Below are 13,566 nucleotides of genomic sequence, written 5' to 3'. Positions count from 1 at the left end.
GCACCACCCACTCAGCCCGTCCGGCGTTTGAGGACGAGCGCGTTCAGCGCGACAAGGGGGGTCTGGGGGCGCAGCCCCCAGGGATGGGAACGGGTAAGGGCGGCGGGGGCGAGAATAGGCCCGTGCGGTACAGAATCCTGGGCGTCACCCAGGCCCAGGACGACCACGGCACAGCCATACCCATAGGCGGCCCCCGAGTACGAGCCCTCCTCACCGCCCTCGCCCTCCGCCCCAACCACACCACCACCCCCGAAACCCTGATAGACGAGGTCTGGGCGAACACCCCGCCCAAGGACGCCCCCGCCGCCCTCCAGGCCCTCATCGGCCGCCTACGCCGCACCCTCGGCAAAGACACCATCACCTCGGACCCCGGCGGCTACCGCCTCACAGCGACCCGGGACGACATAGACCTCCACGTCTTCGAACACCTCGTACGACAGGGCAAGGCGGCCCTGGACCACGCCGACCCCACGACCGCCGCGCGCACCCTCTCCGAGGCCCTCGCCCTGTGGCGCGGCCCAGCCCTCGCCGACCTCCCCGACCGCACCGCCGCAACCCGCCCGGAGGCCCTGCGCCGCGAGGCGACACACGCGCGCGTGGAGGCGAACCTGAGACTCGGCCGGGCAGCCGACGCCGTACCGGAGCTGCAGGAACTCACGCAGGCCCACCCGTACGACGAACCCCTGCACGCCCTCCTCATCCGCGCCCTGCGCGACACGGGCCGCAGCGCGGACGCCCTCGCCGCGTACGAGACGGCCCGCCGAACCCTGGCGGACGGCCTGGGCACGGACCCGGGCCCGGAACTACGGACCCTGCACAAGGAGTTGCTGACCCAACCACCCCAGCGGACCATCCCCACCCCCACCCACAACGCCACTCGCACCCCCGCCCCCGCTGAAAACTGCCGCCCCCACCCCCACCGCCACAGCAACATTCGCCCCCGTCTGACATCTTTCGTCGGCCGGGAACCCGAGATCGAGGCCATCCGTTCGGATGTGCACAGGACCCGTCTCGTCACCCTCATCGGACCGGGCGGTTCCGGAAAGACCCGTCTCGCCGAGGAGGCCGCCGCCGGCCTCCCCCAGGCGTGGCTCGTCGAGCTGGCCCCGCTCGACCGGCCGGAGGCGGTCCCAGGCGCGGTGGTCAGCGCGCTCGGTCTGCGCGAGACCGTGCTCATGACCACCGAGCTGACGACCCCGCAGGACGACCCGCTCGCCCTGCTCATCGAGTACTGCGCCCCGCGCAGCCAACTCCTGATCCTTGACAACTGCGAACACGTCATCGACGCGGCGGCCGAACTCGCCGAAACCCTGCTCACCCACTGCCCCGGGCTCACGATCCTCGCCACCAGCCGTGAACCCCTGGGCGTGCCCGGCGAGTCGGTGCGCCCGGTCGAGCCCCTGCTCCCCTACCCGGCCCGCCGCCTCTTCGAGGAGCGCGCCGCCGCCGTACGCCCCGACGCGGACACCGCCCTCCGCGACACCGAGGCGGTGGCGGAGATCTGCCGCCGACTCGACGGACTGCCCCTGGCCATCGAGCTGGCCGCCGCCCGCCTGCGGCTCCTCACCCCTCGTCAGATCGCCGACCGCCTGGACGACCGCTTCCGCCTCCTCACCTCCGGAAGCCGCACGGTACTGCCCCGCCAGCAGACCCTGCGCGCGGTCGTCGACTGGTCCTGGGACCTGCTCGACGAGCGGGAGCGGACGGTCCTGCGCGAGGTCTCCGTCTTCGCGGGCGGCTGGGACCTCACCGCCGCGGAGGCGGTGTGCGGCGGCCAGGCGGCCGACCTCATGGGCGCCCTCGTGGACAAGTCCCTGATAGTCGCGACCCCGCACGGACCCGATGCACGCGAACCCCATGAAGGCGACGCACCCGGCACCGAGCCACCCGGCATGCGCTACCGCCTCCTGGAGACCATCCACGAGTACGCCACCGAGCGCGCCGCCGAGGCCCCCGAGCAGCGCGCCGCCGTCGAGCGACGGCACCGCGCGTGGGTGCGCGCGCTGGTGGAGAAGGCCGAACCACTGCTCCGCTCCGCCGAGCAACTCCCGTGGATCGCCCGCCTGGAGACGGAGCTGGACAACATCCGGGCGGCCCTCGACCGCTCGATCAGGGACGGCGACGAGGAGGAGGCCGCCGCCCTGGCCCTCGCGATGGGCTGGTTCTGGTGGCTGCGCAACTTCCGCCGGGAGGCCATGGAATGGCTGACGCGGATAGTGAACCTGGGGACTTCCGCAGACGCGGCAGACACTCAGCCCCGACACACAAGCCTCCACACGAACCTTCGGATGAACGTCCGCATGTTCCACATCTTCCTGGCCGTCGACGCGGACCCGATCGCCGCACCCCGAGGCGAGAACTGGCACCAGCGTGTCGGCGAGGTCCGCGCCCACTTCGAGCGCGGCGGCCCGGAAGCGGCCCGCCTGCCGGGTCTCGCCTGGCCGCTCACCATCCTCGCCGACGCCGACGGACCCGGTTCCCCGCCCCCCGACGGCACCGGCACACCCCGCCCCAGCCTCCCGGACGTGGCCGCCGCCCTGGACACGGTGATCGCCAACTGCCGTACGTACGGCGGCGACTGGGAGGTCGCCGCGAGCCTGATGTTCCGTACGCACATGGTCGTCGACTCGCCCGGCGGCCTGCTGGGCCGGGGTGTGGACGACGACCTCGCGGAGCTGCGCGTGCTCAGCCGCCGTGTCGGCGACCGCTGGCTGCGGGCCCAGGTGTGCAGCGCGGCCGGGGAGGCCGCCATGGCACGTGGCGTCTTCGAGGAGGCCGAGGGGGAGTACGAGGAGGCGCTGCGGCTCGCCCGCGAGGTGGGCGCCCACGCCGAGGCACCGTTTCTGATCGCGCGGCTCGCCGAGATCGCCTACCGCGAGGGCGACCGCGTCAGGGCGCTGGCCGCGCTGGACGAGGCGAGTGCGGCGGCCGACCGTTCCGGGGTGGCGGACTCCCGGGCGTTCGTCCTGCTGCTGCGGGCGCAGCTGGCGCTGGACGACCAGGATGTCGCCGGCGCGCGGGCGATGTGCGAGCAGTCCCGCGCGGAGATCGCCCGGGGCACACCGCCGCCGCAGTTCATGGCGGGGCTGAACGCGATGGACGCCCTCGTCATGGCCGAGGAGCACGGTCCGGAGCGGGGAGCGGCGAAACTGACCGCCGCCCTGCGCGAGGCCGTGGCGCGGGGCTGCGCCGAGGTGGTCACGGCGGCGATCGTGGACGCCCTGGCGGGACTGCTGGCCCGCCTCGACGACCTGCCGCGCGCGGTCCGCCTGCTCGCCGCCTCCGACAGCTGGCGGGGCGGCCGCCCGCGCCCGATGCCGGAGCGCGGACGGGCGGAGGAGACGCAGAGCAGGGCCCGCACCACCCTGGGAGCGGAACGGTACGAGTCCGAACGTACGACCGGATCGGCACTCACCGTGGACGACGTCCTCCACGAACTCGCCCAGCTGGACACCTCGGCCACCTGAGCGCCCGCCACCTCCGTCACCGGCACATGAACTTTGACTCCGCCCAGTCCGCGAGCGCCACCGAGTCGAGCGCCGAGTGGGGCTCCACGACCAGGCGGATCGTCTTGCGCCCGGTGAGGTCGACGTGCACGGGCACGGCCTCCTGGCCGCCCTGGATCAGCTCGGACCGCCACATGCGCTCCCCGTCGGCGAACACCGAGAAGCGGACCTGGCCGAGGCCCAGCGTCATGTCGTCGACACCGACCAGGGCGTCGTACGAGGCACAGTCGCGGTTGAGATCGATGGTGACCGAGGACTCCCCGTGGACGGTCACCCCGTGCTCGTACTGCTTGTCCGCGATCGACACCCCCCACCGCTGCCACACCCAACTGCTCTCGCCGAGCCGCATCTCGGGCTTGGTGCCGTCCCCGAAGACGCCGTACTCCAGCTCGTTCCACTGGTAGTCGGCCGGGGCGGGAGGCGGCGGGGGAGCGGGCGGCGTCGGGGTGGGAGTGGGCGTGGGAGTCGGCGTCGGGCTGGGCGTCGGAGTCGGCGTGGGGGTAGGCGTGGGACTCGGGGTGGGCGTCGGGGACGGAGTCGGTGTGGGGGTCGGGGTGGGCTTGGGCGCGGCGGCGGGTACCAGGGCCGGCGGCGCCGGCTCGGGCGTCGTGGGCGTAGGGCTCGGGCTCGGTGTCGGCGCCGCCGGCTGGGCCACCGGAGCGGACGAGGGCGGCCGGTCCACCGCCTGGTCCTTCTCCTCCGGAACGTTCTTGTTGGCCAGCGCGAACACCACCGCCACCGCGACCCCGACGGCGACCACGCCCGCCGCGATCCCCGCCTTCACCGGCGCGCCCAGCCCCTCCGAGGCCGCCGCGCCACCACCGGCCCCGCCGGACGACGAACCGCTCGCCGCGGCCGCCGCGCCGCCGACGCCCACCGCACCCGCTCCGGCGCCCCCGGCGACCAGCGCGGCCACCTTGGCGTACCCGGCGGCGCCGAACCAGCCGATGACCGCGATCGGTACGACGGCGGGGATGCCGCTCGCGACCTCCTTGATCTGGCCCGCGGCCAGCCGGCACTTGGCGCACTCCTCCAGATGCTTGCGTAGCCCCCGTTCGGCACGGGTGCGCAGGCCCCCGCGCGCGTAGGCGCCGAGCCGGTCGGCGTAGCGGGAACACTCCTCGTCGGTGGCGAGGGTGGCGCTGACATGGGCCTGGAGGTAGGCCTGCTTGAGCCCTTCGCGGGCCCGGCTGGCGAGCACGCGCGTGCCGTTGGCGTCCAGCCCGAAGAGGGTGGCGACCTCGCTCGGCGACTCGTCCTCCACCTCGGTGTGCCACAGCACGGCCTGCCACCGCTCGGGCAGCGACCGGAACGCCTGCATGGCCATCGACTGCTCGGCCTCGTGCATCGCGCGGACGTCCGCGCCCAGGTCCAGCCCCGCTCCGAAGGAGCCAATGGATGCAGTGTTGTCGGACATCGTGGACATCTCGGAGCCGCGCGAGGCCTGCGCCGCGAACACCGCGAAGTCGTCGACCAGCTGCTCGCGCTTCGCCGACGTCGTCCAGTTCGCGGCGACCCGGCGGACGCTGGTGAGCAGATAGGCGCGTACGGCGTACTCGGGCCCCGAGCCGCCGCGCACCGCCTGGAGCATGCGGGCGAAGACCTCGGCGGTGAGGTCGTCGGCGGTATGGCCGTCGCGGCAGCAGGTGCGCGCGTACCGGCGTACGGCGTCGGCGTGACGCCGGTACAGCTCTTCGTACGCCGTGTCGTCGCCCGAGCGCATCCGCCCGATCAGGTCGGTGTCGGACGGCGGCAGTTCGATGGGCGGCGGCAGCACACTGTCCGCGCGGGGCGGCAGCACGCTGCCCCCGCGCTGCGCCGGGACGCTGTTCTCCGTCGGGTCGTCCAGGTACTCCGGATACCCGGAGGCGGGCCCGCCCTGGCTCGGCACCTGGTGCGAGGTCAGCTCGCCGCCGGTCTCCGGGTCGCCGTCACCGAATGACTCGTCCCGCCCGTCAACGCTCATCGCGGAAAGCCCCCGCCGCCTGCACAGCTGCCTGTGCATCGAGTCCCGAACACCGGGCCAGAGTGCCATATTGGCTTTTGTTCAGGACCCCCTGGGACGGACCAACCACTCGTCCGTGGGGACTTCCCGCAATGAGGTACTAGCGTTCACCCGAACGGGCGCCGCTCGGCCGACACATGCCTGGACGTCACAGGGGCCGCGACCGCAACCCCTCCAGCAGGATGTCCAGCAGCCGCGAAGAGGCCGCCGCCTGTTGCGCGGCGTCCGGCAGCGAGGGCGCGGCCGTCGCGATCACCAGCAGTACGTCCGACACCGACACGTCCGGCCGCAGTTCGCCCGCCTCGCGCGCCCGCTCCACGAGCCGGCCCACCACGTCGAGCAGAGCCGTCGCACCCGCGTCGTCCGCCAGAGCGGCAGCCGCGGCGTCCTCGGAGACCAGCCGCAGCTCCCCGGAACCGGAACCCATGTGCTGGGACCGCTGCTGCGGCACCCGAGCCTCGTCGAAGCCGATGTCACCGGAGCCGGACCCGTCGTCGTCCGCGACGCCCACCCGCAGTATCTGCGGCGGCAGCAGCCGACCGGCGCCCGAGGCCACCGACGTCCGCAGGAAGCGCGACAGCGCCGACCACGGCTCGTCCTCCTGCCCGAGCGCCGCACGTGCCTGGTCGGTCAGCCGGGAGGTCTCCTCCTCGGCTATCCGCCGGACCAGGACGTCCTTGCTCGGGAAGCGCCGGTACACCGTGCCGACACCCACTCGTGCGCGCCGTGCCACGTCCTCCATCGGCGCGCCGTATCCCAGCTCGCCGAAGACCTCACGTGCCGCGCGCAGCACGTGCTCCAGATTGCGCTGTGCGTCCACGCGCAGCGGCGCCGAACGCGATCCTTCACCGCGTCCGTTGCCCGCCGCCGCGCTGATCGGTCCGCCTGGTGCGATGGCGGACGCGGTCGTCCAACGAGAATCCTGAATGTGCATAACGTTCCCCCGGTAATGACGTCTCCCCCCGGAGACTCCCCGTCATTGGCAGCCGGAGCGTGCGGAACAAGCACTGAACCACGGGCCCACCCGTCGCAGAACGGACCCGAAAGAGCGCATCCCCCTACACCCCGTCGACCTACGAACATAGTTGAGCGAGGGTCAATTCAGAAGGGGCACGTTCCGCACGGGGTGGCGCCCGATCGGAGTACGGGTCGGATACGTCCCGGTTGCGCCCCTTCCTGTCACCCGGCTCACACCCGCTGACCTGCGGTCCTGCCCCGCACGCCGGCGATTCGGGCAAGGTTGCGACCGACCGCCCGCCGGTCACACAAATTGTCGGGCCTGTGGACAAACGCCAGCGCTGGGTGCGTCATGGGATGGTGAAGGAACGTGCGCGCATTCTCGTTGTCGGCGGCGGCTACGTCGGTATGTACACGGCCCTGCGCCTCCAGCGGAAGCTCCAGCAGGAGCTGAAACGGGGCCAGGTCGACATCACAGTCGTCACGCCAGACCCGTACATGACCTATCAACCGTTCCTCCCGGAGGCGGCCGCGGGCTCCATCTCACCCCGCCATGTCGTCGTACCGCTGCGCCGGGTGCTCGACCGGTGCCGGATCGTCGTCGGCGAGGTCACCGCGATCGACCACGCCAAACGCACCGCGACCGTGACCACCCTCGCCACCACGGAAGAGGGAACGGGCGCCGAGCAATTGACGTACGACGAACTCGTCCTCGCGCCCGGCTCGGTCTCCCGCACCCTGCCGATCCCCGGCCTCGCCGAACACGCCATCGGCTTCAAGACGGTCGAGGAGGCCATCGGCCTGCGCAACCACGTCATCGAACAGATGGACATCGCCTCCTCCACCCGCGACCTCGCGATCCGTGACGCGGCCCTGACCTTCGTCTTCGTCGGCGGCGGCTACGCCGGTGTCGAGGCGCTCGGCGAGCTGGAGGACATGGCCCGCTACGCCGCCCGCTACTACCACAACGTCCAGCCCGAGGACATGAAGTGGATCCTCGTCGAGGCATCGGGCCGCATCCTGCCCGAGGTCGGCGAGGAGATGGGCAAGTACACCGTCACCCAGCTGCGCCGCCGCAACATCGACGTACGCCTGGAGACCCGCCTCGACTCCTGCGCGGACCGGACCGCCGTCCTCAGCGACGGCGCCCGCTTCCCCACCCGTACGGTCGTGTGGACCGCCGGCGTCAAACCGCACCCGCTCCTCGCCGCCACCGACCTCCCCCTGAACGAGCGCGGACGCCTGAAGTGCACCGCCGAGCTGAGCATCGAGGGCACCCCGCACGCGTGGGCCGCGGGAGACGCGGCCGCCGTCCCCGACGTCACCGCCACGGAACCCGGTAAGGAGACGGCCCCCAACGCCCAGCACGCGGTACGCCAGGCCAAGGTCCTCGGCGACAACATCGCCCACTCCCTGCGGGGCGAACCGCTCGAAACGTACTCCCACAAGTACGTCGGTTCAGTAGCCTCCCTGGGACTCCACAAGGGCGTGGCACACGTCTACGGGCGCAAGCTGAAGGGCTACCCTGCCTGGTTCATGCACCGCGTCTATCACCTGAGCAGGGTCCCCACCTTCAACCGCAAGGCCCGGGTACTCGCCGAATGGACCCTGTCGGGACTCTTCAAGAGGGAGATCGTCTCCCTCGGTTCGCTCGAACATCCCCGCGCGGAGTTCGAACTCGCGGCCGGTGGGAAGTCTTCTCAACACCCGAACCAGAACCCGAATCAGGACCCGAAGGGGTCGTCCTGACCGGATCCAGGAACTCCACGGACCCGGCCGGCGTCTGAAGGATGTCGGCCCGGGTCGGCCCCACTGCCAGACTGGCTCCACACCTCGCCGCACACACTTCTCGCCCCTTCTCCACCCTCCTTCTCTCCACGAGGCTTTCCGTAAGTGCTGTATCTCCCGGGGGACGCCCCCCGTACCTCCGGCCGACCCGCTGCCGGCCTGTGCCGACGAACCCGAGGCAAGGATTCGTGAACTTCACGCGCTGGAGCGCCCGCCTTCCCGGAACGCAGCGCCGCGCCGCAGCGCGGACCGATCACACGATCACTCCGGACCGGCTGCCGGACCGGCTCGGCGAGGGCTCCGGCCCCGGTTCCGTCCCCGCCGCCCGCGCCGAGCAGCTCACCGACGAGGCGCCCTGCCTCCCCGCCGTCGACGACCTCCCCACGCGCGAGGTCCTCGACCGCATCCCGGCCCTGGTGGCCCTGGTCCACGGCCCCGACCACCGCATCGCGTACGTCAACGACGCCTATGCGGCGGCCTTCGGCGTACGCCCCGAGGGCGCCCCCGCGCGCGAGGCGGCCCCCGAACTCGACGAACTGGGCCTGCTGCCCCTCCTGGACCAGGTCCTGCGCAGCTCCAAGCCCCGCACGGTCAAGTCCCGCAAGGCCCACAGCGGACGCTCGTACACGATCACGTGCACCCCGGTCGACGTGACGGCCACTCCCGAAGGGAGTGGCGGCGTCCTCATCTTCGCCGCCGACGTCACCGACCACGCCGAGGCCGCCGAACGGCTGCGCGCCAGCGAACGCAGCCAGCGCCAGACCGCCGTCACCCTCCAGCGCTCCCTCCTCCCCCAGGAACTGGAGGAACCGGACGACCTCCGCGTCGCCGCCGTCTACCAGCCCGGCGGCACGGAAGCGGCGGTGGGCGGCGACTGGTACGACGTCATCACCCTCGGCGGCGGCCGCACGGCCCTCGTCATCGGCGACGTCATGGGCCGAGGCGTCCGCGCGGCAGCGATCATGGGCCAGCTCCGTACGGCGGTCCGCGCGTACGCCCGCCTGGACCTCCCCCCGCACGAGGTCCTCCAGCTCCTCGACGGCCTCGCCACGGAGATCGACGCCAACCAGATCGCCACCTGCGCGTACGCCGTCCACGACCCGAACGAGGGCAAGCTGGTGTACGCCTCCGCGGGCCACCTGCCGATCCTGGTCCGCGACGAGAGCGGCGCCGTCCTGCGCGCCGACGAACCGACGGGCCCGCCCCTCGGCACGGGCGGCTGGATGCACGCCTCGGGCTCGATCCCACTCACTCCCGGCTCAACGGCGGTGCTCTACACCGACGGCCTGGTGGAACGCCGTAACGAGGACCTGGACGAGGGCATCGCCGCCCTGGAGCGTGCCCTGTCGGGCGCCACGGGCAGCCCCCAGGTCGTCTGCGACCGCCTGGTCCGCTCGGCGGGCGTCACCGCGGACCACGACGACGACGTGGCCGTCCTGGTCCTCCAGCACCCGGCCCGCACCGGCCCCGACAGCGACCTGTTCCGCAACGCGGCCCTGGAACTCCTCGGTGGCATCGAAGCGGCCCCACGCGCGCGTGCGTTCGCCTCCGGCGTCCTGACGAGCTGGCGCTTCCCCACCGAACTGCACGACGTGGGTGTCCTCGCGGCCAGCGAACTGGTCGCGAACTCCCTCCAGCACGGCACACCCCCGATGCGCCTGCGCCTGCGTCGCACCGACCGCCGCCTCATCGTCGAGGTCACGGACGGCGACGACCACCTCCCCCTGCGCCGCACGGCGGAACCCGGCGACGAATCGGGCCGGGGCATCGCCATCGTCGCGACGATCGCCACGAGCTGGGGCTCACGCCGGACACCGGGGGGCGGGAAGGCGGTGTGGTGCGAGTTCGTGCTGCCGGGGAGCAAGTAGGCCGTAGAGAGGGCCCGCGCGTCCCCTAGGCGAACCCACGACCACCTGCTAGTAGCTCCTGCATGGCAGATCCCAAAGGTTTCCCCCTCAAAGACAACGCCACACACGACGCCACGGAGCACTACGAGCGCTACAGCGCCCCTCTGATGGCGCCCTTCGTCACCGCGGTCGTCGAGGCCGCCGACCTCTTCCCGGGCGCCCAGGTCCTCGACCTGGCCTGCGGCACGGGCTTCGTCGCCCGCGCGGCCGCCGCCCAGGTCGGCCCCACGGGCCACGTGGCCGCCGCCGACCTCCTGGAGGGCATGCTCAGGACCGCCGCCCGCCACGCGCCCCGGATGTACCCGGACATCGAGTTCACCCTGGCCCCGGCCGACAAACTCCCGTACCCGGACGACTCGTTCGACGCGGTCCTCTGCCAACAGGGCATCCAGTTCTTCCCCGACCTGGAGGCCGCACTCACCGAAGCGGCCCGCGTCACCCGCCCGGGCGGCCGATTCACGGCCACGGCCTGGACCCCGCCCGCGGACCGCTCCCCGTACTTCGCGGCCCAGCTCAAGGCGGTCACCGAACACGGCACCAAGGAGGCGGAGGCACGTTTCGCCACCTCGCTCTCCTGCCCCGCCGACCGCGTCACCGCCGCCCTGACCAAGGCCGGCTTCCACGACATCACGACCCGCGAAGTCACCTTCACGATCGCCTTCCCCGACCTCGCTGACTTCGCCGCGGGCCACCTCGCGGCCGTCCCCTGGGGCCAGTCGATCGAGGAGACGGGCGGCGAGGCAGCCTTCGCCGAGGCAGCGGAAACGATCCGCAGAACCCTGGCCGCCCACACGGCCCCCGACGGCTCGGCAACGCTCCCTTTCACCGCAACCCTGACCACAGCAACCCGCTGAACCAGAGGAGGCCCGAGGCCAGTGCCTACTACTACGTAGTAGGCACACCGGCCCCCACCGGAGCCCCACCCTGCGCGACCACCCGACTCCGCCGCGCCAGAGACGGCTGATTCTGTACGGGGGTCAGCAGCCGCCCCAGCCGTACGGCGAGGACGCTGATCCCCAGCGAGAACAGCAGGAACATCACGATGTACGGCGCGTGCAGCGAGGCCCCGAGCGGTCCGCCCACCGCCGGACCCACGGCCAGCGCGAGCTGCTTCACCAGGGCGAACGCCGAGTTGTACTGCCCGGCCAGCCCGGCCGGCGCGAGATCGGCCACCAGCGGCGCGACGGTCGGCGACAGCATCGCCTCCCCGAGCCCGAACAGCGCGTACGTCGACACGAACGCGGCGGTCGCCATGGCCTGGCTGCCGTGCCCGAGCCCTGCATACCCGGCCACACCCCATGCGACGGCCCAGAGAATCCCCACGGCCGCGATCACCCGGGACCGCTTCTGCCGCTCGACGAACCTGAGCACCGCGAACTGCGCGACCACGATCACCGCGGTGTTCGCCGCCAGCGCCGACCCGAGCGTGGACGTCGAGATCCCGGCCGCCTCGACCCCGTACGCACTCAGCCCCGACTCGAACTGCCCATAACAGGCGAAGAAAAGAACAAACCCCAGCACACACAGCTGCACCATCGCCCGGTTCCCGAGCAACTGCTTCCAGCTGCCCTTGGCCTGAGCCGGCGCACCGTCGATCCGCGCCGAACGAGGCATCCGTACGGTCGCCATGATCACGGCGAGCAGCAGGAACATCGCCGCCTCGATCGAGAACAGCAGGGTGAACGACCCGGCCCGCGTCGTGTCCACGAGATGCCCGCCGATGAGCCCACCGACGCCGAGGCCGAGATTCTGCAGAAAGAACTGGGTCGCGAAGGCCCGCGACCGCGTCTCCGCCGACGAGAAGTCCACGATCATCGTCGCGAGCGCCGGCTGCATCACGGCCTGCCCGGCCCCCAGCGCCACCGCGGCGAGGAGTACGGCGGTCGCGTTGGCGGCGAGCCCGAGGCTCAGCGCGCCGACGGCGGCGGTGACCAGGGCGACGAGCAGTACCGGCAGCGGGCCGCGCCGGACGATGGCCCGCCCGGCGAACGGCAGCACGACCAGCGCGGCCACGGCAAAGACGGCGAGTACGAGACCCGCCGTCATGGCTCCCAGTCCCCGCACCTGCGCCACATAGACGTACAGATAGGGGACGGTGAAGCCGAGCCCGAACGCGCTGAGTGCGTTGCCCACATGGATCCGGCGCATCGCTGCGCCCATCGCCCTGGTCACTTTCACCTGCCTTGATCGCGAAGTCGTACGCCTACCGAAGGGGTTAGGTGTGAAGACTTCGAAGCTAAAGTTAAGAATTGAACAGTACACCTCGAAGGACTTCAACACCAAGCGCGCACATGGGACACTGCTCCCATGGGTGACACCCCCGCCGTCGGCGAGCCGACGCTCGATGAGCAGATCGCCGCCTACCAGCGCGAGTTCAGGGACCTGGACCCCCAGGTCGAGAAGATCGTCTCGGCCCTGGGCCGGCTGAACCGGCGTATGAACGTCGCGTACGGCCGCCAGACCGCCACGCTCGGCATCAGCAACGCCGAGTGGGAGGTGCTCAAGGCGCTGGTGCTGGCCGGTGCGCCCTACCGCATGGGCCCGAGCGACCTGGCGAAGCGGCTGGGCCTGACGCCGGCCGCGATGACCCACCGGATCGACCGGATGGTGACGGAGGGGCTGGTCACTAGGGAGCGCGACGAGTCCAACAGGGTCCGCGTGATCGTGGAACTGACGGACGAGGGCCGCGAGAAGTGGCTGGAGGCGATGCGCATGGCCACGGTCTTCGAGGAGGATCTCCTCCAGGACCTCTCCCAGGACGAGCGCACGAGGCTCGGCGACGTCCTGACCCGGCTCCTGCGCCGCGTGGAGCACGCCCAGCCGGACGCCGGCGGGCGACTCAGCGACCTCGACTAAAGATCTTGACAGGGGTGGGCAGGGGATGACATGGAGGCGCTTGACATCCCCCTCCCCGATCCGTAAAGTTCTCCGGGTTGCCACGGGGCCGTAACGGTTCTGCGGCAGCACCTCCGCCGCAACAGCGGCAACCCAAACCATCAGAACGATCTCCCAGCCGGGATGATTTCGGCGTGCCCGAATTCATTTCGAATGAGGCGTGATGGAGTTCGATCAGCTCGACGGCCCGATTGGGAATCGCCGAGAGGATCCGCTAGGGTTTGAGACGTCGGAACGGCCCAACGGCCGGGAAGACAAGCCTCGCTGACTGGGAATCAGGCCCGAAAGGATCTGATAGAGTCGGAACCGCCGGAAAGGGAAACGCGAAAGCGGAAACCTGGAAAGCACCGAGGAAATCGGATCCGGAAACGGTCTGATAGAGTCGGAAAAGCAAGACCAGAAAGAAATAGCAGGACCGAAGGGAAACTGCCCGGAGGAAAGCCCGAGAGGGTGAGTACGAAGGAAGCGTCCGTTCCTTGAGAACTCAACAGCGTGCCAAAAATCAACG

General features: G+C 71.3%; 8 protein-coding genes. 5 read left to right on the top strand and 3 right to left on the bottom strand.

Annotation, left to right across the window (positions count from 1 at the left end; translation table 11 throughout):
- The first annotated feature begins 122 nt into the window (after positions 1–122).
- Positions 123–3,467, top strand: coding sequence for a BTAD domain-containing putative transcriptional regulator (locus tag ACWCRB_RS45115; protein WP_451001621.1), 3,345 nt, complete (start codon positions 123–125; stop codon positions 3,465–3,467).
- 16 nt (positions 3,468–3,483) lie between these two features.
- On the opposite strand, the gene ACWCRB_RS45110 is transcribed toward ACWCRB_RS45115, so the two are convergent.
- Together ACWCRB_RS45110 and ACWCRB_RS45105 are read right to left on the bottom strand one after the other, a co-directional pair.
- A complete protein-coding gene (locus ACWCRB_RS45110) occupies positions 3,484–5,472 on the bottom strand; it encodes a sigma-70 family RNA polymerase sigma factor (protein WP_451001620.1) in 1,989 nt (662 codons plus the stop codon).
- Positions 5,473–5,659: 187 nt separating this feature from the next.
- Positions 5,660–6,445: a TetR/AcrR family transcriptional regulator gene (locus ACWCRB_RS45105; protein WP_451001619.1), complete on the bottom strand. Its 786-nt coding sequence runs from the start codon at positions 6,443–6,445 to the stop codon at positions 5,660–5,662.
- 380 nt (positions 6,446–6,825) lie between these two features.
- Here ACWCRB_RS45105 and ACWCRB_RS45100 point away from each other — a divergent pair, with 380 nt between their 5' ends.
- The 3 genes from ACWCRB_RS45100 (at position 6,826) to ACWCRB_RS45090 (ending at position 11,017) form a co-directional block, all read left to right on the top strand.
- The gene (locus ACWCRB_RS45100) at positions 6,826–8,217 is read left to right on the top strand and encodes an NAD(P)/FAD-dependent oxidoreductase (RefSeq protein ID WP_451001618.1); all 1,392 of its coding nucleotides are present in this window, start codon (positions 6,826–6,828) and stop codon (positions 8,215–8,217) included.
- Positions 8,218–8,444: 227 nt separating this feature from the next.
- Positions 8,445–10,124 carry a SpoIIE family protein phosphatase gene (locus ACWCRB_RS45095; RefSeq protein ID WP_451001617.1) on the top strand — a complete coding sequence of 560 codons (1,680 nt, stop codon included), beginning with the start codon at positions 8,445–8,447 and terminating at the stop codon, positions 10,122–10,124.
- Between the two features lie 62 nt (positions 10,125–10,186).
- A complete protein-coding gene (locus tag ACWCRB_RS45090; RefSeq protein WP_451001616.1) occupies positions 10,187–11,017 on the top strand; it encodes a class I SAM-dependent methyltransferase in 831 nt (276 codons plus the stop codon).
- 31 nt (positions 11,018–11,048) lie between these two features.
- Here ACWCRB_RS45090 and ACWCRB_RS45085 read toward each other — a convergent pair whose 3' ends face one another.
- Positions 11,049–12,323: an MFS transporter gene (locus ACWCRB_RS45085; RefSeq protein WP_451001615.1), complete on the bottom strand. Its 1,275-nt coding sequence runs from the start codon at positions 12,321–12,323 to the stop codon at positions 11,049–11,051.
- Positions 12,324–12,470: 147 nt separating this feature from the next.
- Here ACWCRB_RS45085 and ACWCRB_RS45080 point away from each other — a divergent pair, with 147 nt between their 5' ends.
- Positions 12,471–13,019 carry a MarR family winged helix-turn-helix transcriptional regulator gene (locus ACWCRB_RS45080; protein WP_451001614.1) on the top strand — a complete coding sequence of 183 codons (549 nt, stop codon included), beginning with the start codon at positions 12,471–12,473 and terminating at the stop codon, positions 13,017–13,019.
- Positions 13,020–13,566 lie beyond the last annotated feature (547 nt).

The sequence above is a fragment of the Streptomyces sp. NPDC002156 genome (assembly GCF_053593675.1).
Note: the sequence above shows the minus strand (reverse complement) of the source record. Positions and strands in the feature narration are given on the sequence as shown.